Genomic DNA, 20,487 nt, shown 5'->3' on the forward strand with positions numbered 1-20,487 from the left:
TGGGAACAGATTAAATACCCGAGACACCCCAAGAAACAGCTCTCTCATTACAAGCAATTCTTTGAGGCCCTGATGCGGGAGGCCTACGGTCCGCCGACGGATATGATTACGGGAGGGCTGGGGAAGTGAGGGTGGGTCAGACAAAAACCATTGATTTAAATGCCTTCTTCGTTCATAGTAGTACGGCTTACTTGGTAAGCAACTTGTCCCCCAAGCGAAGGAGTTCCCTTGAGACGCAGGAAACCCGTCCTCACTGTTGCCGCGATCGCGGTGGCCCTACTTCTCGGAGGCTGCGGAGCAAACAGCACCAACCCGCCCCGCAACACCAGCACCACACTGGGGACCATGACCCGGATTTACCTCTATACCCCGGTCACTTCTGATCCAACCCAGCCAATCCCCGAGGAGATCAACCCGCCAGACCTTCACTGGTACGACCACCCCGGCCCCACCGAGGCATATGTTCTGCAACACCTCACCGCCCTCGTCAACACCGGCCGGCACAATATCCAACGCGTCGACACCACCTGGTGTTCCATGAATCACGGCCCAGTCTGGCTCGCAGCCGCCATCGTCTGGTACACCCCAGACAACGGCGCCGGCAATCGGGTGCGGCTCAAGATCGTTAAGTCCGACCCGGCGCAAGCCCTCGCCAGCGCCCACGCCGCCAAGGACACAACGGTGCTCAAGACCAACCGCGTGGACGATAACACCGTGGAAATCTTCTCGCAACCAAAAGCCGCAGGATAAGCCGCGGCTTCAAACGGACAAGCGCAGGCCGGGGTCTCGGTTCTCGGGACCCCGGCCACCCCCGACCCCAGCACCCACTATTGCACCGGCGCCGCCTCCAGCGTCACACTCAACGTCTGCGTCTTGCCATCGCGCAACACCATCACGCCAACCTTATCGCCCACCTTGTGCTTGCCCACCAGCGACTGCAAACTATGCGTCGCATCAATCGTATCGCCGCCCACTTTCGTAATAATATCCCCCTCCTTCACCCCCGCCTTGGCTGCCGGCGAGCCCGGCACCACCCCGGGGTTTTGATCATTCGCCGCCTTCACCCACGCGCCGTTACTCACCGACAGGTTACCTTCGGCGGCTACTTGCTTATCCACCGCCACGTAGCGCACCCCCAGGTACGGCCGCACAATCCGGCCGGCGCTCTTCACGCTAGCCACCAAGGGCTTCACCTCGTTTATCGGGATCGCAAAGCCCAAATTCTGCCCTTGTCCCGCCACCGCGGTATTTATACCCACCACCTGGCCGTCCAGATTCACGAGCGGACCGCCGGAGTTACCCGGATTAATCGCCGCATCAGTCTGCAGCAAATTCTGCAAGTTCTCGGTCGAACCCCCGATGGTCGCGTTACTATCGCCGGCCGTCACACCCCGCGACAAGCCCGAAATAATCCCTTCCGTCACCGTATTTTGAAACTGGCCCAGCGCGTTCCCGATCGCCACCACGCGCTGACCCACCTTCACCGCCCCGCTGTCGCCCAGTGCCACCGTCGGCAGGTTGCTGGCCGTAATCTGCACGAACGCAATGTCATTGATGCTATCGCGCGACACCACCTTGGCGGCATAGGTCTTGCCGTCACTCGTCACCACTGTGTAATTGGCCGTCGCGTCGTCCACCACGTGGCGGTTGGTCAAAATCAAACCGTCGGCCGTCACAATCATGCCGGTACCGGCGCCCTCGGTTTGCGTGGGCCGGCCAAAGAAATCCTGCGTCACCGCTTTGGTCGTGATCGACACCACCGCCGGGCTCACCTTCTGCGCCACGTCCACGACCGCCGAGCTTTCCTGCACCACCAACTGCTTGCGATCGGCCGGAATCGCCGACGCAAAGTAGCGCACAAACATATACGACCCAGCCATACCACCCACCAAGCCCAGCACAATCGCCGCCGCCAACACCTTGGGCCCCGCGCCCAACATCCGCGCCCGCACCGGCGGCCGGGGCACTACCAGCTCATGCTCACGTTGCTCAGAAAAATCCGTCATAGATATAGCCCTCGTACGATCGTAATTATTATAACCCCCTCATTCCAGTCTGCGAGCCACGCCTGAGAATTGCCTTAAATTCTCTAGCTATTGCCGCGCCACGACGTCCCCGCCACCACAATCGCCACGAGCACCAACGCAATCACCAAATACTCGGCCAAGCGAGCCCGGCTCAAATTGCCTTCTCGCGACGACGCCAAAATACTCCCAAACACATATCCCAAAGCCGTCAAAATCAAGGCCGGCTGCGGCACCAGCACGTAGCCACCCCGCATCGTGTAAGTGATAAGCCACAGCGACAGCACCCACGCCACCTCTGTCGCAATCACACCCCAAGTAGCCGCCATCACGCCTGCCGACCGATCGGCCCGCTGCCGGAGCGTCGCGTACACGCTCGAATACGAACCCAGCCAAATCAGTCCCAAAATCAACCAACCCGGTGTCTGCCAAATCGCCGCCATGAGAAAGATCGCCTCAAACATCACCGCCTGCACCAATAGCAAATTCACGTAGCGTGTCAGGTGTTCAGCCGGCTGCAGCGCCCGCCACCCCAGCCACATAGCGTACAGCATAGCCACCACCACCTGCGTCGCCAGCCGCGGTGCCAGCACCATAATCAGCGTAATGCTAATGCCCATGATGAACCCCGGCACCCGCTCCCAGCCCATGGCGACCCAACCCTTATCCGACACCCCCACCCCCGGACGCAAACTCCGCAGCTCCACCGCCGCCACTACTACAACCGCCAGCCACCACCAACCCGATTGCCGACCCAGCCCATAAACCGCCAGGAGTTCAAACGCGGCCAGCATCAACCCCCACCCAGACGGCAAGGCCAAACTACCCAGACGAACCCGTTGCTTTGTAATCACTGCCAAGGATAATCCTTATCTGTGGGACAGGCGCCGCCTGACCATTCGCATCCACCGCCGGCGTCGGAGCCGTCATTCGCTGCGCCTTCACATTAAACCGCTGCTCAAGGTAATTTATCGTATACGGTTTCTTCCCGCCAGTATAGTCATACAAAACCGTCTTTGTATAGAGGGTGTCGGCATTTACCGGCGCGCCCACGCTATAATGCGCCGACTGCAAACTCCGCACCACACTCCCGGCCACTCCCGCCATCCCCGAACCATTCTGCACTTCCAACCGCGCATTCTCATCTACGATGTAGTGGTCGACGAAAATATTCTTTACCACATCCTGAATATCGCTGTAGTTAAAATTGCCCAACTTGGGCACTTCAATGTATCCCGCACCGCTAATAATATTGGTGCCGCCCACGAGCAAGGCATCCTTGGAGTCGGTATCAAGCACCTTCTGAGGCGTTTTGGCCGGATCAATATCTTTGGCCAGCGACGCCAATTTTGTGATCTCTTTGGGCTGAATGTCGGTCTTGAGATGGCTCCCCACCGTATCAATCAGCTGCGTTAATTTCACCGGATTCGTCAGGGTCGAAAGCTGCAATGCCTTTTGCCGCAGCGCCGCAATCACCTGCTGCTGCCGGGCCGCCCGGTCAAAATCGCTCGTGCTCTTGCGCGACCGAGCATATCGCAACGCCACGGTCCCGTCCATGTGCTGCGGGCCAGCCGCCATCCGAAACGGACAGTACCCGCCGCGTTCGTTGTCGCATGGATAGTCCGGGTCATAAATCGCCTTCGGTACCGTGATATCCACACCCCCCACCGCATCAATGGCCTGGCGGAAGCCCGAGAAATCGATGAGCACGTAATAGTGAATCGGCACGCCGATCACATTGGACACCGTTTGCGCCGCCAACTCCGGCCCGCCGTACACGTTGGCAGCATTAATTTTGCCATACTGCTGCCGCGATTTGGCCGATGCCGGGATCTTCACATACAGGTCGCGGGGTATCGAAAGCATCGCCGCATCTTTGGTCTTGGGATCAATGCTCATCACCATGATCGTATCCGACAAATCCGGCGCCTCATGCCCCTGGCCGCCAATACCCAGCACCAAAATATTCACGCGGCCGTCACCCTCACCCTTGAGCTTGGTAACATCCAACATTCCGGCCAAGGCCGGGGCCACACCATTGGAATGAGCAATGATATTGCGGGCCGCCGCGAACGCGCGCAAGCCAAACCAACCACCCGTCACCAAGACCAGCGCCAACACTCCCAAGCCTACCCATCGTAGGGCTTTGATCGCCGCACCGCGCACTTTTTTCGGCTTGCGGTAAACAAAAACAGGCTCCTCAGCCACCGGCCGATCAGGCACCTGAGACCCCTTAGCGCCTCCGGTATCAACCGCCACAAAACCCTCCTCCGAAGCCAAGGATGCTTCAGCCGCCGGCTCAACCGACGCCGGTGGGGTCGCAGGGTGAGAGCCGAGATTACCGCTTGCGGGCGGCACTACTTGGCGGCGAACCGGTCCGTCGAGCGACCGCCGACTGTTGGATTTAAACGTTGTCATCGCCACCAAGTATAACCAGTATCAACAAGGCGACACAAGCACGAACACATCCCGCACATCGGCACCCACTCTTGAACCATCGCCGTTTCGGCAGGTATACTAAATCCTAATGGATAACCAAAACACAACCCCGACCCCGCCGACCAACGACACCAACGGTCCAACCCCGAACCCAGCGAGCCTACCAAACTCACCGCTGAGCCCCTCTCCCGAGACCGCCCCCCCAACCCCGCAGCCAGCCGATCTCCGAGCTACATCCACTACGCCTACCGCCAACTACGGCCAACCCAGCGAACCAACCGGCCCACCGCCCCCCAACACCGGCAAAGCCGTATCCAATATCGCCTCCGGCTTCGCCACGGTATTTGGCGCCATCTTCTCCTGGATCATTTTCCCCATTGCCGTAGTGCTCATTCTCCACAATTTCGTCTTCCAGGCGTACCACGTCATCGGCACCAGCATGGTCCCCACCCTCCACGACGCCGACTACCTCATCGTGTCCAAGGTGGGCTACACCCAGGCCCTCGTCGAACGCATATTCGGCCAAGACAAAAAATATATTCCCGCCCGCGGCGAAGTGGTAGTTTTTCGCTTTCCCAAGGACACTTCTCGGGTCTTCGTGAAGCGCGTCGTCGGCCTGCCCGGCGATCGCGTCGTGGTCAAAAACGGCACCGTCACCGTCTACAACGCGGCCCATTCCGACGGCTTCAACCCCGACGCCACCTACGAGGCCAAGGATACCCCCACCCTCATCGACACCGACGAAACCGTCCAACCCGGCAACATCTTCGTGATGGGCGACAACCGCACCCCCAACGGCTCCTACGACTCGCGCGAATGGGGCGAACTACCCTCAAGCTACATCATTGGCAACGCCGTACTGCGCCTACTGCCGCTCGATCAGGTCAAGATTCTCTAGCGGATTCGCTCGATAGCTGCTCCCGGGAGAGGCGCACATCTTGCGAGCGAACTCGTCCCGCGTCTTCTCTCGATGCACCAGCTTGTCTGGCGCTCGCGGCGATGTGCGCCTCTCCCTCTCGCTCACCCATGTCACCTCCCTACCACCCAGGGTAGAACACGCGAGCAAAAAACGAAGGATACCGCTCAAACCGGTCAAAACGCCAGACAACAAAACACCCCCACCCTCAGCAAAGAGAACGAGTTCGTTTTGACCGGCTTGAGCGGTATCCGCAGCAACAGCAGCAGTACCGCGCGAGCTACTCCCGCTCGGCCTTAATCGCCCGATAAATCCGATCGAGCTCTTCCTGCGAATAATATTCAATCACAATCTTACCGCCCTTGGCCGTGCTCACCTGCGTCACCTTGGCGCCCAGGTAATCGCCAAGCTCCATTGTGAGCTGGTTGACCGCCGCAATCCGCGCCGCCGCTTTGAGTTTGTTGCCATAGCGCCCCTTGTAGCCCCGCGCAAATTCCTCGGCCTGCCGCACCGTCCAATGATGCCGGATGATCATGTCGAGTAGCTCCAACCGCTTCGCCAGCTGGCTCTCGGGGTCCTTCTCGGCCAGCGACAAAATCGCCCGCGCATGCCCCTCGCTAATCCTCCCCTCGATGATCGCCCGCTTGCCCTCAGGAGGCAAATTGAGCAACCGAGTAGTATTCGAGATAGTCGAGACTTCCTTGCCAATCCGCTTGCCCAAATCCTCGAGCCGCATATTAAATTGGTCGAGCAGCTTGCGATACGCCGTCGCAACCTCAATCGGATTGAGCTCCGCGCGCTGCAAGTTTTCGATGAGCGCCAGCTCCAACTTTTGCTGCTCATCAAAGCTGCGCACAATCACCGGCACCGCATCCAAGCCCGCGCGCTTGGCCGCCCGCAGCCGCCGTTCACCGGCAATCAGCTCGTACCGCGAGCCCACGCGCGTCACCACCAGCGGCTGCAAAATCCCGTGCACGCGAATGCTCGCCGCCAGTGCCTCCAGCGCCGCCTCATCAAAATTTTGCCGCGGCTGATGCGGGTTTGGATCAACCAGCATGGGATCAAGTTCACGCACCAGATCAGCCGAGCTACGATGGCCGCTCTCGTCCACCGGCGCGGTCACATCAAACTCGTCCTCCACCATTTGGGTAGGGATCAGCGCATCAAACCCCCGACCCAGACCCCGTTTACGCTCAGTTTTTGCCGGTTCGCTCATTGCTCTACAACCATCCTCATTTACCGCTTCACTCCTGCTCGTTTTTCTACTTCTTTGGCCAGCGCCTTGTAACTTCGCGCCCCCTTGCTCCATCCATCATAATGCATAATCGTTTTACCAAAGCTCGGCGCCTCCGCCAAACGCACGTTCCGCGGAATCACGGTGTCAAATACGGTATCGGGAAAATGCCGCTTCACCTCCTCGTGAACTTGCGCACTCAGACTCGTTCGCCCGTTGTGCATCGTCACCAACACTCCCATCAGCCTCAATTTCGGGTTGAGTCCCTTGCGCACCCGCTGCACGGTCTGCACCAATTGCCCCAACCCCTCCATCGCATAAAACTCCGCCTGCACCGGAATGATCAGCTCATGCGCCGCCACCAGCCCATTCACGGTCAAAATGCCCAGGCTCGGCGGACAATCAATCAGCACATAATCATAATCGAGCTGCTCCAGCGCCTGCCGTAGCTTAAACTCACGCTGCGGCACCGCCACCAGCTCCACCTCCGCCGCCGCCAGCACCGGACTGGCCGGCAGCACATACAGCCCGTCCACCGCCGTCTCGCGCGCCACAGCCGCCGCCGGCGTGCCCTCTAGCAGCACATCGTACAAATCCCCACTCAACTGATCGCGCACGATCCCCAAGCCGCTCGAGGTATTACCCTGCGGATCCAAATCTACCACCAGCACCCGCTTCTTGTTCGAAGCCAAATACGCACCCAGATTGATCGTGGTAGTAGTCTTACCCACCCCACCCTTCTGGTTCGCGATCGCGATTATCTTGGCCATCAGCCGCTTCCAACCCTCATATTCATGAGGCATTATACCAAACCGCCCTTACGCTTGGATACAGCCCCCGGCGCCGCTAACCAGCCACCACTCGCAAACTCTTCAGATCGTGCCTTACGGCGGTAATTTCGTCCTGCAGCGACGAAATCGCCGGGTCGAAATTATACTCCACAAAACCCATAAATTCCGCGTGCATAGCTTCCTTCATTTCATCAACACCCTCACGAATCATCGCACGCGTATACTCACGCTCTTTGTGTATCTCAGAGCGTACTTCCTTGCGGACTTCTTTACGTACTTCCTTGCGCACCTCTTTGCGCACTTCCTGCGCCACAATCTGCCGCACATCTTCCAGTGTAAAATCAACCGTCGCCATACCAACCCCTTATCCCTTCCAGTATATCGCACCCACCAGCAGATTATACCGAACAAAAACCGTATGACAACCATAAGCACCTCTTGGTATAGTAGAATCATGAACAACGAATCCCCACGCTCCCCAAAACCCCGTCGCCTCATCCTCGCCGTCAGTCTCGGCCTCACCGTCGCCGGCGCAGCCAGCGGTGTCTGGATCTGGCACATCACTCACCAACCCCTCTCAATCCCCACCACCATTGCCGAAAAAGCCCTATTCTCGCTCTACCTCCCCACAATCCTCCCGGACGACTACGAGATCGATCCCGCCTCCTACGACACCGCCGAGGGCGTCCTCGTATTTTCGGCCGCCAACTCCAATGGTCACATCCTAAACTTTAGCGAACAACCCAAGTCCAAAGACTTCGACATCACCGCCTTTGAGCATCACCTCACCCACGCCACGAGCGTTCCCGCCGCCCGCTACCCGTCCGTCATCGGCCAAGACGAAACCCACACCACCCTTCTCAGCACCCAAGCCGACAACACCTGGCTGCTCGTCACCACCAAAGCCACTGGCGCCGAAGCCGCCCTCAAGTTTATCGCCGCTCACCTCCGAAAACAGTAAGCCCGGAGACCTACCGCGCAGCCGTAAAGGTATTGCGGTATTGGAAATAATCTAAAACGAGCGCCCGACCCACCGTTCCGGCTTGTTTAATAATCGAAAAAGACGGCTCTGTACCATTCGTCGTACCGGTAGGTACGTTCGTCGCACTCGCGATACTGCCAATCGAAACATCGTCCACAAAGTATTCGATGTTATTCGTGGCATGCACCCACACCTTGAAATGGTGCCAGCCGGCTGAAAAGCTTGTGGTCGAGGCTGTTTCCGTGACCGAACCACCCTTGGCCACCGCATAGACCCATTTCGTCGTACTTACTGCCCGATCAATTTTAAAATACATACCGTCGGTGCAAGCTCCAGTCTGACTATCACACAGACCCATATAAACGTCATAATCATTGGTGGCATCTGGCACGGTCGGAATATTAACCGCAAATTCCATTTCTTCGCCTCCACCCACAATCGTTTGCTCGGGCCCGGCGCTACCGTACCATACGCTCGCCTTCCCCGTCGTTGTGGTGCCGGTAATCATCGAAAACTGACCAATTCTCGTCGCCAAATCAGGACCAGTGGCGGCCGATGAAGAACTAGTTCCACTCGCGCCTGAATTCCAATTTCTCCCCCCGTCCACAAATTCTTCTTCAATATTAAAGCCCCATAATAACCCCGCCGGATCATTACAAAATCGCCACGAAGAATCATAATAACAACGCATTCGCCGATAGCCGGAATTGTAGTACATCGCTCCGTCAAGACCAGATGGATCGACGGCAACCGTCTTGGTATCGAGCACCAGAACCGCCCCCACCGTATCGGGCGTCCGATTGCCCACATACACTCGGTCATTTGAAGTATCCACAAGCAGTTCTGACAATCCGCCACCATCCTGCACCTCAAAGGCGTCACCAGCCACCTTTACGAGCGCTGTCCCATCCACCTCCAGCATGCGCGACGGACTACCGGTACCAATACCCACTTTGCCCACAGCAATCGAACCATTGTAGGCCAGGAGTATGTTGCCATCGGTACCGCTATTGACCTTAGCCCCACCGTAGGCTAGCACGTCGCCACCGTTGGCGTTGCCGGTGGTGCCGGCCGCCGCCCCAGCCGCCAGCGTCAGCGACCCGCCGGCAACGCCCGTAGCCCCGCTGCCGCCGGCCCCCGCCGTCACCGTGAGAGCATTACCGGCCGCGTTGGTGGTGCGCGTAAGCACGTTCACGGCGCGCGTCGAGCCCTCGCCAAAGGTCAGATCGGCGCTCGCCACACTGGCCGTCGGCAAATTCACCCCGATCTGCCCCGACGAATTAACATCAAACAAAATCTTGGAGCTCCCCGCCAGATACAAAGGATATCGGTTGGTACCCGACGTAAGGTTATCCACATACACCCCATACGCGTTGGTCGGCGCCACCGAGCCGGCGTTATCCGCCACCTTCAGCACATAGCTATTGGTCACCGCCGAGCTGAGCGTATTCTCAGCCAAAATCCCAATCGCGTTCGTCACCGCCCCGGTACCACTATTCACAATAGTTTTTCCCGCAAATCCAATGAGCCGACCAGTCGACACGTTACTCCCCTGCCAGCTCACCTGACTATAAGCCGCCATGTAATCCCCGCTATAAGTAATCGAGCCCCCGCTGGCGGGCTGGGCAATAAAGCCATTGCCCAAAGTCGTCGCTGAGTTGGCCGAGCCCGGCGATGTCGTCAGAGTAGATCGCGCCCCCACCCCAAATCCCGTAGTGTCACTATTGGTCATATCGATCGAGACCGTCGGAATCCCCCCGGTGGCCGTACCGGTCAAACTCACCGCCCCCGTCACCGTCAAACCCCCCGTACCCTGAATGAGCCCCGTCCCCGCATTCACCCCCACCGCCGTCAGTGCCCCGGCTGCACTCACCTTTGCCAATGTCGTACCCGCGCTGTTCTGCGCCTGAAACAAATCACCGCTTTGACTCACCGCACCCTGCACCACCAATACTGCGTTGCTAGCTGCATCTGAAACAAAGAGCCCACTGCTAGTCACCACCCCCCTACCCGAAGCCCAGGCATTACCAATCGTTCGGCTATAAACCCGGACAGTCGAACCCGTCCACAATTGAGCCCCCCATGCCCTCACCGTTCCCGATCCAGCGGTACCGCCGGGGAAAATAACCGCCACCATGTTACCCGTAAACCCCGTGCCATTCTGCGTCACACTAAACCGTTGCCAGGTCGTAGTAGCAGTCACCGTAGTTTTGGTTCCCGTCCCCAAAGTCGAACCATCAATACGCAAATCCACCGCCTGCGTGCCAGTGGTCGTTTTGAGCCACACACTAAAGATAAAAGTCGAACCCGACGCAACCAAAGTCGAGGGCTGACTCACCAAGCCACCAGGGCTACTATCGGCCAAACTCTCAGCAGTGGTAGAGGTATTCGGCGCCGCATCAGTATCAGCCACCGGAGTAGTCACGTTTGTCTTCGTCCAAACCGCATTGTCAAATTGCTCCGAATAGAGCAGACCATTCCCACTTTTTCCAATACCGCCAAAGGAACTATTGATAATACCCAACATCTCCAGATCTCCCCCCGCGTTCACTCGGCCAATGGTCGCCCCCGTGCTATCCTGTACCTGCAAAAAGTCCGCCGTCTGGCTGCTGGCGCCCTGAATCACCACGCCCGTGTTCGAGGCCACATTCGTTGCCACGTTCAAGGCCGTTTGCGACCCGCCAGCCGCCCCGGTCACGCCCACCGTCCCGGTCGCCGCCGATACCGTCAGATAATCCACGGTGGCGCCACTATTTTGAACCCGCAACAAGTACCCCGTTTGACTCGTCGATTGTTTTATCACGGCCGTATCAGCACTCGTGGAACCATTGTTGACCAGGGCAAAGTTGCCGTTCTGAAAGCCCGTACTATTCTGAATATAATTGCCCGAACCCGCCGCCGGCGTACACACCGTACCGCTACATACCGTCGTCCCGCCAATTTTGTATGCCCCCGAAGCCTGAATATTCACGCTCAAATCCGAAGCGCTGGCCGTCAGCAAGGTAGTAGCGTCGGACTTCAGCGCCAGATCCCCGCCGCTCGTCTTAAAATACGCCGTCGAGCTCCCGCCTTCCCACGAAAAACCCGCCAATCGATTCTCGCTCTGGCTCCACAGCGCAATCGCCGGCCACAAGTTACTATTCGTCCGCGCGTCAAACACCGACAACCCTGTGCCGTGATCCGCTGCCGCACCGGTGAGCCCGGTCGCAATCACCGCCGCTCCCGCCGCCACGGCGTACTTTGAAACCGCCAGCGTACTCGGGATGCCGCCCGTCACCGCCGCGTACGATGTCAGATTCGAACCCGCCGCCGAGAAAATCGCTCCGCCGTTCACTTCAAACGTCGCCTGCGGATTAGCCGTACCCAGATTCACCCCCACCCGGTTATTCGACGTATCCACGGTCAAAATATTGGTCGTCGTTCCCGCCTTTTGCACCACGAGAGCCGCCACAGAATCGGTGCTGGGCCGAAACACCGTCTGCCCCGCATTGTTAATCTGCAGCACCACCGCCGCGCCGCGCTGCAGGTTGATGATATCCGCGGTACCACCCGTCTTGTTGATGCCGATCGAAGGGTTCGATGTCGAGCTGTCGGTTTGCACCCCCTGGGCCAGCTGCACAAATTGCCCGCTCGTCAGCCCACCCAACTTCCCTGCATTATCGGCCTGCAACGCATACACCGCCGAGCTGAGTCGCTTCATCGGCAGCAATTCGCCGTCGTACGTGGGCGTATTTGACACCGCCGTCCCGCCCACATCCATGCTCAGCCACAGCGTATCCTGGTTGAAGTCTATAGCCGTATTCGTGTTACCCTGGCAACTCCCCCCGCTAAACGCACAGTAAGTGCCAAGCGTCGCCGAGAAGTACCCGTTTTTGACCACCACCCCCGCCGACGACCCCGAGGCCACCGAATTTTGCCACAGCTCTGTCCACTTCAAGGTTCCGCCGGTATCACCTGCTACGTTACCCGGACCGTCTTGATAGATCTTAAACCGCAGGTTGTAATTACCGTCGGCCACCACCGCCCCAGTGTTGGTCAGCAAACGGCCTTGAAAATTAATCTGCTTATTAATCCCGGCTGCCGCCTGAACCGACGACTGACCGCCATCCCCCCCAACCACAACGAACCCAGCAACCGCGAGGGTCAGGGCTATACGTAGAGTGATGCGAACGAGACGCCGACAAAAACCGTGCTGGAGCTGACCCATTCCTCACAAACTACTTACGCTCTCATGGTACGCTGGCCTATCTGGAAACGCAAGCAGTATTAGCCTCGAAAAACCGTGGAAAAACCGAAAATTACCGCTCCAAAAGCAAATGTCGACGACGCAATTTTCGCAGTTCGCGACGTTCGCCCAGCCAAAAAAATATCACCATCACCACCGCCAAACCATACAGCGGCCAGGCTGTCACCAATGCCCCCGGCAAGGCCCCCAGTCCGTGCGACGCGCCGTAAGCCTCCACCGGTCCGTTCACGACCGTCACCACCTGAAGATAAGCCGTATTCCCCAAGCTGTCCGTCACGCGCACGATCACCTGATACGTCCCAGGCTGCGCGTAGGTGTGACGAGCCGTCACCGCCCCCTCTCCCGTCTGGCTCGACAAACTCGTGGCGTAATCGCCAAAATCCCAGCTCACCGCGTACGGACCCACGCCACCCACAATCGTAATCGTACGCGCAATCTGTTCCCCCGGATTGCCCCCCAGCACTGTTTGGCTGGTCTCCAGAAACAGCTGTTTGCCCACCGTGCCCGCCGTCCGGTCCAGCGAGGGCGCATCATAAAACACCGTTACCGCCGGCGAATCCGGCCCAAATTGGCCGAGCGCATCGGATACCCGCGCTACCAAGCGATTGGCCCCAGCAAACAAGTCCACCAGCAGCGAAAAGGTGCCGTCGTCACGACACACGGTCGCGCCCGCAAATACCTCGTTTTTCTCGATCGTCACAAACGTCCCCGCCGGACACGCTCCCGACACCGTCACCGGAATGCTCGAGGTATGCGAACCATCGCTGGGGCTCAGAATCGTCGCCGACACGCTCGGAGCCGGCCCGCGCACCGTGCCGATGAGCCCCACCGAGCCCGATTGCGGATTCACCGCCGGCGCCGCCGCCGAAACCGTCAGGCTCGCGCCCACCAGCAACAACCCCGATACCAGCAGCCCAAACAACAATCCCGCGTACGAAGTGTGCCGATGCGGCCTCACCCTGCCAAAATGCTCGTTGCCCAGCATTACCGGCGGTTATTCGCCTGTTCAATGATGTGCTGGTTGTACCGGCGCAGGCCCAATCGCAGCAGGAAGAACAATACCAACAGGCCCACCAGCACCAGCCCGATCAATCGCCACGGAATCACCCAAAACGTCAGCGTGCTATCGAGCTTTTTGTTCCCGGCGTACGTCAACGACAATTTGGCCGTATACCGACCAAACAGCCGCTTTTCGCTCCAAGCCAGCTCAAACCGCCGAATACTATCGGGCAGCACATTGCCACCTTTGTCGTTAACCTTCAGATTAGCTACCTGCCGGCCAAACATATTGGTGATCTTCACCGACCCCTGCGGTTTTTCGTGCACACTGCCGTCATTCTTGACCCGCACCAAAAAGTCCAGCGGCCCATACTCAAACCAAGGTCCCGGCTTACCCTGCCGCGTCACACCAAATTCCGTCAACGACAACTGATCTTTAATCTGCCCGCTCACTTTGAGCAATATCAACGTCCCCACGCTCGCCGACAAGGCCACGCCCGTACCCTCAAGCTCCGGCGGCACCGCCGTAAACCGCACCACCCCAAAGTGTCCGCCCGGCTCCGCGTTCGCCGGCACCGCAATGCTCACCGTAGTCGACTTCAATTCTTGCGGCGCCAACCTCAAATCCGGCACCCCCGACACCCAATATTTAAGCGAAAACCGCGTGGCGCCCGTTTCATCGAGCAGCAACCTCGGCTTACCCTCTTCGTCGGCCCCGGCACCAAAGTCGTCGGCCTTGCCCTTGGCGATCAACTCACCGCGCGTCACATTGCGCACACGAATAGCAGCCGTGACCGTCTGGCCCGGATCCGCCTCGAGCTCGATCACGGGCGGCGAAATTTCCAATCCCTGGCCGGGCGAACCCACGGGCGGCGTGGGCGTGGAGGCCCAAGCCAACGTGGGGGCCACCATTACAACGCCCAGGAGACTAATTAGTCCACTCACATACCACTTACGCATTACGATCAGTGTATAGCATAAGCCAGATATGGCGCAACTCGACTGTTTACGAATGCCAAGCCATTAAAACGAAGCAGTACAAATATATGTCATAGTCGCCGTATACACTCCCGCCGCCTGCGCGCCACCAATATTCACGATATACGATGACGTAAACGTATTCGCGTTCGTGGGCGCCAGCCCCGCGGCCACCACGTCACCACTCGCGAACCGATACAAATCAGGCGTGCCATACGCACCGCTAAACGTCCCACTGCCCGCACCGCTCGGATCTGCCCCCAGCGCCGGGGTCCCATTGGCCCGCAAATTCAGGCCAAACTGGCTCGTCCCGATCACACTCCCCGTCTGCGTCGCCAAGGCTGGTATCGTATTTACACCCGACGCCAACGTGGTACCCGTAACAGTGATCGCGTAGCCATTCGCCGCATTCGTCTGCGCCTGCATCACGCTCGTGCCCGACCGCGTCACCGTGGGCGAAAAATCTCCAAAATCAATCGTCGAGCCACTTACCGTCGTGCAGTTGCCCGCAATCGACGTACCGACACAAAACACCAGAATCTCCGGCGTCACCCCGGTAAGCTGCACCGGCTGGGCGGTACTCAGCGCCACCGTGCCCGTATCGACCGCCCCCGTTGCACCGTCGGTGCCCGTGTAGGTCGTAATGCGCACAAAGTAGCTCAAGTTGGCTGTGCTCGGGTTGGTGATAGACCCAAGCGTAAAACTCATGGCCGTTCCCGCACCCACCGGCGCCGCCGTGCGCGTAATATACGGCGCTCCATTCGAGCCGTTCACCATACTAAACCCGCCCGGGCTCTGCGCCGCCAACGTCGCGCTCGTAGTCACCACGCCAGCCGGCGTCACGCACGCCCCTGTGGGCGCACCACAAATCTGAAAACCCACGGAGCCGATGCTAGCCGCCGTCGCCGTGGTCGCGTTCACGGCGTAGCTGGTGCTCACGCCCTGGCCGCTCGATCCCACCACCACATTGCGGGGCGCCAAGCCAGCCGCCTCGGTGGCCAGTGGCATCAATCCAGTCACCCACACCCCCGCCACTATGAGTCCAGTGCGCAGTTTGCCCATGATCAAAACGTTGCAGTACAGATGTACGTTAACGTCGCCGTATACACACCTGCCGCTTGATCGCCGCCCACATTCACGACATACGAGTTGGTAAACACATTGCTCTTCGTCACCCCCGCCACACTCGCTACCGTATCGCCATTGAAAAACCGAAAGCTATCGGGCGTGTTGTAGCCGCCAAATCCCGTCGCCGTACCGAGGCCGCTCACGTCCGTGCCCACATTGGGAGTCGCGTTATCGCGCACATTGGTGCCAAATTGCGCCACCCCTGTAGCAGCACTACAACTCGGCGTGCAACCGCCGGAATTCCCGCTCTGCGTCCCCATGGCCGCAATGGTGTTCGAGCCGCTCGTGAGCGTGGTGCCGTGAAGCGTGATGGCGTAGCCAAAACCCGCATTGGTGCTCGCGCTCATGAGGCTCGTGCCGGTGTTCGTGGCTGTGGGCGAAAACACCCCCAGGTTCACCGCCGACCCCGTGATATTGGTGCAATCGGTCCCGCTCGTTCCCACGCAAAACACGAGGCTCTCGGGCATCACGCCGCTCGCCACGATCTGGTTGGCCGTATCCATCGCCACCGCCCCAAAGTCCGTCCCCGGATACGCCGGCGCTGCAGCCGCCGCATCAGTATAGGTTGAGATGCGCAGAAAATACTCTTTGTTGCTAGCGCTCGGATTCGTCACATTGTTGAGCACCACCGAGGCCGCACCGTTCAAGGTAGCCGCCGAATGCGTCAGCACCAGATTCGTCCCCGAGGCCGAGGCGCCCGTCTGCGACCCCACCGACCACCCCAAGCCGAGCGACATACTCCCAAGCGTCGCCGCCCCCAGGCTGGCCCCGCTCGAGTCACCCGTACCCGCACAGGCCGTAGTCAGCACCGGCGAGTCACAAATCTCAAATTTGATCGAGCCCAACGATTGGCTCCCCGAAAGCGTAAACCCAATCGTGTACGCCACCCCCGTGGCGCCCCCGGCCGAGGTCGACACCACCGCATTGCGGCTCGTCAGCTGGCCAGCCGCCTGCGCGACAGGCGATAACCCAGCACACACCACGAGCCCCACAACCATCGCCGCTATTATTTTTTTTGTTTGTTTCATAGCTTACTCACCCCCGCGGACGAGAAATCAATTAGAACGTACCGGTCGCGACCCAAGTAAACGTCGCACTATATGCACCAGGCTTGGTCGTATTCCCTGCTTGCGCCGCATAGGCCACAGTGTAAAGGTTGGGAACGGTCGGCCCAGTAGAGCTCGCCACCGTCCGCGGCGTAGCACCGGCCTGGAACGCGAAGTTGTCGATCGTATTGTATGGCGCGCTCACCGCTCCCGAACCCGACCCACTAATGTCGGCGCCAATGTTGGGCGTAGCGTTATCGCGCAAGTTAATGCCAAACTTCCCCGTCCCAGCCACAAACGTTCCCGCCGTGCCCCCAAAATCCGTGATACAGTCGTTGCTCGAGCTCAGACTCCCCGCGCAAGCCGTGCCGCCGGTGCCGCCCGGACTCGTCGTGATGTAGGTGATCACGTATCCCGTAGTCGCGTTCGTATCCACCGCCATGAGCGAGATGCCGCCGGAAGGCGTCGAGGAGCTCAACACGTTGTCGCTGCCCACACCCAAGTTCACCGTGGTTCCAGTCAAACCACCGCCCCCGCAACCCGTGCCGCTCGTGCCCACACAAAACGTCAGGCTTTCTTGCACGTTCGCCGCCAAACTAATCTGGCGCGCCGTCGACACCGCCATGGCGCCGAAGTCGAGCTCAGCCGAAGCCCCCGTGTCGGAATACGTCGTAATACGCGTGTAGTAACTCAAGTTGGCCGTATTCGGATTGGTCACCGCGTTAAACTGCGCGGTAAATGTAGCATTACCCGCGGTACCCGTGGCGTTCGAAATGATCACCTGGGTAGCATTCTGCGTTCCCGAAATCGCAAAGCTACTGAGTGCTGCCGAGGTCGGCGCCGTAGTCTGGAACGTCGCAGTCGCTATGCTCGCACTGCTCGGCGCCGCACAGGTGGTTTGCTGTAGCGGCGAGTCACACACCTGAAATTTAATTCCCTTCACCGTCGTCGCGGTCGGACCCGTCCACGTAAACGCATAGCTCGTACTCGCCGCCGCCGCCGAACTCGTGAGCGTAGTCGACCGAGCCGTAATCTGAGCCGCACTCGCCGCCGTGGGGATACTCGACGCCCCCAGCACCAACGACACCAACCCAAACCACGTCACCGCCCGACGCATCAACCCGCGGTAATGAGCGTATAAAATTTCCCGCTTGGTCATGTGCTTGATAAATCCTTCATTTATTTTGCTGCGGCCACTATCCAATTCATCATAGCATAAGCACTGTTTCGAGTGTCAATGAACTCGCGTGCGGCAAGCACTTTAATAGGTCCCGGTAGCCACCAACTCCAATGTACTCGTATATTTTCCACCTGGCGTCGTCGTGCTCATGTTGGCCAAAAAGGTCATGGTGTAGTCCGTCTCACCCGACGACTTCGGCGCCGAAGCCACCACTTCACCGCTGTTAAAGCGCCATTTATCCGAAATCGTATACGGCCGCGTCGTGCCATAGGTTCCGGTCACCCCGTCGCCCGCCACGCCGTAGCTAAATGATCCCGACGGCACTTGCGCCGGATTGGCGCCCACCGCCGCCGACGTATTAAGCACCGTGTTCACCCCAAATTGCTCCGTCCCCACACTCGACGCCGTATCGGTAGTCAGCGGGGTCAGCGCGTGACTACCGTTTTTGGGTGGCGTCCCGATAGCGGTTATCACATAGCCATACGTCGTGTAGTTGATGGCCGAAAACGTCGCTACTCCCGTCGCCTTCACGCTCGTCGACAAGGCCCCCAAATTAACCGTAGCCGTATTCACAATAAACGTCAGCCCCGGCTGAGCCGTCGTATTAAACCCCGCTCCCGACGAATAATTCGTCGAGCTCGAAGTGCCCACCGCGGTTTCACCCAAACTACTACCCCCATCGTCCACCCCCGGCGCGTAGCTATAATGCGACGAAGCCCCCGTGAAATCCCCGCCGGCTCCCACTTCACTCTCGTTAAGGCTATAGCTCGCCGATTGCTGCAGCTCGGCATGCGCCGCCCCACTCGCGGCCACCGCCACGACACACGCCACCACCAACTGTCGACTCCAACGTCTCATTAAAATCCATCTTGAACCATTTGCCCACCACGCGCAATCCGCTCAAGCTCCGATGGAATATCCGAAGCTTGAGCAGTATACTGAAGCTCATAGTAAGCTAGTGAGCCACCATGCCCCCGGGCAGCACCCCACCTTTGGCGCCGTCTCCCCAGACGCCCCTCCCCAAACCGCCTCCGCCGGCCAAAAACCGGCACGCTGGCTGGCACCGACTTACCGACCGGGCCAATGTCGTCGGCGCCGTGGTCGGCCTCTTTGCCTTTTTGCTCGCCGTCGGCGGGGTAGTGGGATTTTACTACGCCCGGCTCAACCAGCCGGCCAAAACCGAACCCAAGAGTAATGTCACCGCCCTCAGCCCCGCTGAGCTCGCCAAACTCAGCGAGATCGGCAATAGCCTCGGCAGCTCCGGCCAAACCCTCAACATCGGCGCCGGCGCCCTCTTCCGCGGCAAGGTCGATGTGGCCGGCGACCTTTCCATCGGCGGCCGCCTCAACGCCAACGGCCCCGTCACCCTCAGCCAGCTCAATGTCACCGGTGGCGGGGGTGTGATCGGCCTCAATGTCGGCTCCAATCTCAACGTCACCGGCACCACCGTCCTGCAGCAAACACTGAGCGTCACCGGACTCGCCACCTTCGCCGGCGGCATCAATGTCGGCGGCAATGCCAGCTTCAACGCCATCAACGCCAGCTCACTGGCCGTGCGCAACCTCAGCATTTCCGGTCCGCTCGTCGTCGGCCACCTCACCACCCAGGGCCCCACGCCGGGCTTCGTCACCGGCCCGGCCGTCGGCTCAGGCGGCACCGCCAGCATCAGCGGCAACGACACCGCCGGCACGCTCAATTTCAACACCGGCGGCGGCCCACCCAGCGGCGTGCTCGGCACCATCACCTTCCGCGCCGCCTACACCGCCACCGTCCACGTGCTGCTCACTCCGCTCACCGGCGCCGGCGCCGCCACGCCCGCCTATGTCACCCGCACCACCGGCGGCTTCCAGGTGCACACCGACACCGCCCCACCCAGCGGCGCCGTATTGAGTTATGATTACTTGGTAACGCAATAGTAATCACGGAAACTCCACCATGCCTCGCGTAGAACCAAATCCCCCCTCTGTCATTCTCGGCAAATACTGGCCCCTCACCCTCTTGGCCGTCGTGCTTGTACTCGGCGGCATCGGCGCCGTGGTCTACCAAAACCGCACCGGCCACCGCCTCTCCCTCACGCCCACTCCCAGCGCCCCCGCCGCCACCCCCGCCTCGACTGCCACCCTCTATCTCTTCCCCGCCGCCGGCACCATTACCGCCGGCGGTACGCTCACCATCGAGATCCGCGAAAACAGCGGCGCCGCTGCCGTAAACGCTGTACAGGCCAACTTCACCTACCCCGCCGATAAGCTCGATTTCGTCAGCGCCGACGCCGCCACCGGCGCCTTTAGCATTGCGGCCGAATCCACCGGCCAAAACGGCCTGGTCAAGATCGCCCGCGGCACCATCAAACCCGTGAGCTCCGACCATTCAGTCGCCAAAGTCACCTTCCGCGCCAAAACCACGCCCGGCACCGCCGCTCTGAGCTTCGCCGCCGGCTCGGCCCTCATTTCGACCCCCGGCGCCGCCAACATCCTGGGCACCCCCACCGGCGCCACCCTCACCATCAAATAACCCCCCGCTAGCC

18 protein-coding genes are annotated in these 20,487 nt (G+C 59.6%); 5 read left to right on the forward strand and 13 right to left on the reverse strand.

Annotation, left to right across the window (positions count from 1 at the left end; genetic code table 11):
* The first annotated feature begins 228 nt into the window (after positions 1-228).
* The gene (locus VMT30_00110) at positions 229-750 is read left to right on the forward strand and encodes a hypothetical protein (protein HVQ43359.1); all 522 of its coding nucleotides are present in this window, start codon (positions 229-231) and stop codon (positions 748-750) included.
* Between the two features lie 77 nt (positions 751-827).
* On the opposite strand, the gene VMT30_00115 is transcribed toward VMT30_00110, so the two are convergent.
* From VMT30_00115 to VMT30_00125, 3 genes are all read right to left on the reverse strand, one after another.
* Positions 828-2,006 (reverse strand): trypsin-like peptidase domain-containing protein, encoded by a 1,179-nt coding sequence (locus VMT30_00115; protein HVQ43360.1) that lies wholly within the window; start codon positions 2,004-2,006, stop codon positions 828-830.
* 83 nt (positions 2,007-2,089) lie between these two features.
* Positions 2,090-2,878 carry a hypothetical protein gene (locus VMT30_00120; GenBank protein HVQ43361.1) on the reverse strand — a complete coding sequence of 263 codons (789 nt, stop codon included), beginning with the start codon at positions 2,876-2,878 and terminating at the stop codon, positions 2,090-2,092.
* The gene (locus tag VMT30_00125) at positions 2,847-4,442 is read right to left on the reverse strand and encodes an LCP family protein (GenBank protein ID HVQ43362.1); all 1,596 of its coding nucleotides are present in this window, start codon (positions 4,440-4,442) and stop codon (positions 2,847-2,849) included. The genes VMT30_00120 and VMT30_00125 overlap by 32 nt, the downstream gene beginning before the upstream one ends.
* Positions 4,443-4,551: 109 nt before the next feature.
* Between VMT30_00125 and lepB the strand changes: the two genes are divergently transcribed.
* Complete coding sequence (gene lepB, locus VMT30_00130; protein ID HVQ43363.1) at positions 4,552-5,361, forward strand: signal peptidase I; 810 nt, start codon at positions 4,552-4,554, stop codon at positions 5,359-5,361.
* Positions 5,362-5,659: 298 nt separating this feature from the next.
* On the opposite strand, the gene VMT30_00135 is transcribed toward lepB, so the two are convergent.
* From VMT30_00135 to VMT30_00145, 3 genes are all read right to left on the reverse strand, one after another.
* A complete protein-coding gene (locus VMT30_00135; GenBank protein HVQ43364.1) occupies positions 5,660-6,595 on the reverse strand; it encodes a ParB/RepB/Spo0J family partition protein in 936 nt (311 codons plus the stop codon).
* 20 nt (positions 6,596-6,615) lie between these two features.
* The gene (locus tag VMT30_00140; GenBank protein HVQ43365.1) at positions 6,616-7,383 is read right to left on the reverse strand and encodes a ParA family protein; all 768 of its coding nucleotides are present in this window, start codon (positions 7,381-7,383) and stop codon (positions 6,616-6,618) included.
* A gap of 76 nt (positions 7,384-7,459) precedes the next feature.
* A complete protein-coding gene (locus VMT30_00145; GenBank protein ID HVQ43366.1) occupies positions 7,460-7,759 on the reverse strand; it encodes a hypothetical protein in 300 nt (99 codons plus the stop codon).
* A 99-nt stretch (positions 7,760-7,858) separates the two neighbouring features.
* Here VMT30_00145 and VMT30_00150 point away from each other — a divergent pair, with 99 nt between their 5' ends.
* Positions 7,859-8,365 carry a hypothetical protein gene (locus VMT30_00150; GenBank protein ID HVQ43367.1) on the forward strand — a complete coding sequence of 169 codons (507 nt, stop codon included), beginning with the start codon at positions 7,859-7,861 and terminating at the stop codon, positions 8,363-8,365.
* A gap of 10 nt (positions 8,366-8,375) precedes the next feature.
* On the opposite strand, the gene VMT30_00155 is transcribed toward VMT30_00150, so the two are convergent.
* The 7 genes from VMT30_00155 to VMT30_00185 all read right to left on the reverse strand — a co-directional run bounded on the left by VMT30_00155 (position 8,376) and on the right by VMT30_00185 (position 18,821).
* A complete protein-coding gene (locus VMT30_00155) occupies positions 8,376-12,428 on the reverse strand; it encodes a hypothetical protein (GenBank protein ID HVQ43368.1) in 4,053 nt (1,350 codons plus the stop codon).
* Positions 12,429-12,684: 256 nt separating this feature from the next.
* Positions 12,685-13,617, reverse strand: a complete 933-nt coding sequence (locus VMT30_00160; protein HVQ43369.1) for a PKD domain-containing protein — start codon at positions 13,615-13,617, stop codon at positions 12,685-12,687.
* Complete coding sequence (locus tag VMT30_00165; GenBank protein ID HVQ43370.1) at positions 13,617-14,591, reverse strand: hypothetical protein; 975 nt, start codon at positions 14,589-14,591, stop codon at positions 13,617-13,619. Before VMT30_00165 ends, VMT30_00160 begins: the two co-directional genes overlap by 1 nt.
* A gap of 63 nt (positions 14,592-14,654) precedes the next feature.
* Entirely contained in the window at positions 14,655-15,671 is a 1,017-nt protein-coding gene (locus VMT30_00170) for a hypothetical protein (GenBank protein ID HVQ43371.1), read from the reverse strand.
* Positions 15,672-15,673: 2 nt separating this feature from the next.
* Positions 15,674-16,765: a hypothetical protein gene (locus tag VMT30_00175; GenBank protein ID HVQ43372.1), complete on the reverse strand. Its 1,092-nt coding sequence runs from the start codon at positions 16,763-16,765 to the stop codon at positions 15,674-15,676.
* Between the two features lie 31 nt (positions 16,766-16,796).
* Complete coding sequence (locus VMT30_00180) at positions 16,797-17,942, reverse strand: hypothetical protein (GenBank protein HVQ43373.1); 1,146 nt, start codon at positions 17,940-17,942, stop codon at positions 16,797-16,799.
* 102 nt (positions 17,943-18,044) lie between these two features.
* Positions 18,045-18,821, reverse strand: coding sequence for a hypothetical protein (locus VMT30_00185; protein ID HVQ43374.1), 777 nt, complete (start codon positions 18,819-18,821; stop codon positions 18,045-18,047).
* A 110-nt stretch (positions 18,822-18,931) separates the two neighbouring features.
* Here VMT30_00185 and VMT30_00190 point away from each other — a divergent pair, with 110 nt between their 5' ends.
* Both VMT30_00190 and VMT30_00195 read left to right on the forward strand, forming a co-directional pair.
* Positions 18,932-19,879 (forward strand): hypothetical protein, encoded by a 948-nt coding sequence (locus tag VMT30_00190; protein HVQ43375.1) that lies wholly within the window; start codon positions 18,932-18,934, stop codon positions 19,877-19,879.
* A 19-nt stretch (positions 19,880-19,898) separates the two neighbouring features.
* The gene (locus VMT30_00195; protein HVQ43376.1) at positions 19,899-20,474 is read left to right on the forward strand and encodes a cohesin domain-containing protein; all 576 of its coding nucleotides are present in this window, start codon (positions 19,899-19,901) and stop codon (positions 20,472-20,474) included.
* The last annotated feature ends 13 nt before the right edge of the window (positions 20,475-20,487 follow it).

Source organism: Candidatus Saccharimonadia bacterium (assembly GCA_035544015.1).
GTDB lineage: Bacteria > Patescibacteriota > Saccharimonadia > UBA4664 > UBA4664 > UBA5169.

Excerpts from the sequence above, each read along its gene's own strand:
- lepB (HVQ43363.1), top strand. The coding sequence starts at position 4,552 with ATGGATAACCAAAACACAACCCCGACCCCGCCGACCAACGACACCAAC.
- VMT30_00145 (HVQ43366.1), bottom strand. The coding sequence starts at position 7,759 with ATGGCGACGGTTGATTTTACACTGGAAGATGTGCGGCAGATTGTGGCG.
- VMT30_00170 (HVQ43371.1), bottom strand. The coding sequence starts at position 15,671 with ATGGGCAAACTGCGCACTGGACTCATAGTGGCGGGGGTGTGGGTGACT.
- VMT30_00150 (HVQ43367.1), top strand. The coding sequence starts at position 7,859 with ATGAACAACGAATCCCCACGCTCCCCAAAACCCCGTCGCCTCATCCTC.
- VMT30_00180 (HVQ43373.1), bottom strand. The coding sequence starts at position 17,942 with ATGACCAAGCGGGAAATTTTATACGCTCATTACCGCGGGTTGATGCGT.
- VMT30_00185 (HVQ43374.1), bottom strand. The coding sequence starts at position 18,821 with ATGAGACGTTGGAGTCGACAGTTGGTGGTGGCGTGTGTCGTGGCGGTG.
- VMT30_00165 (HVQ43370.1), bottom strand. The coding sequence starts at position 14,591 with ATGCGTAAGTGGTATGTGAGTGGACTAATTAGTCTCCTGGGCGTTGTA.
- VMT30_00195 (HVQ43376.1), top strand. The coding sequence starts at position 19,899 with ATGCCTCGCGTAGAACCAAATCCCCCCTCTGTCATTCTCGGCAAATAC.
- VMT30_00125 (HVQ43362.1), bottom strand. The coding sequence starts at position 4,442 with ATGACAACGTTTAAATCCAACAGTCGGCGGTCGCTCGACGGACCGGTT.
- VMT30_00190 (HVQ43375.1), top strand. The coding sequence starts at position 18,932 with ATGCCCCCGGGCAGCACCCCACCTTTGGCGCCGTCTCCCCAGACGCCC.
- VMT30_00140 (HVQ43365.1), bottom strand. The coding sequence starts at position 7,383 with ATGGCCAAGATAATCGCGATCGCGAACCAGAAGGGTGGGGTGGGTAAG.
- VMT30_00175 (HVQ43372.1), bottom strand. The coding sequence starts at position 16,765 with ATGAAACAAACAAAAAAAATAATAGCGGCGATGGTTGTGGGGCTCGTG.
- VMT30_00135 (HVQ43364.1), bottom strand. The coding sequence starts at position 6,595 with ATGAGCGAACCGGCAAAAACTGAGCGTAAACGGGGTCTGGGTCGGGGG.
- VMT30_00115 (HVQ43360.1), bottom strand. The coding sequence starts at position 2,006 with ATGACGGATTTTTCTGAGCAACGTGAGCATGAGCTGGTAGTGCCCCGG.
- VMT30_00160 (HVQ43369.1), bottom strand. The coding sequence starts at position 13,617 with ATGCTGGGCAACGAGCATTTTGGCAGGGTGAGGCCGCATCGGCACACT.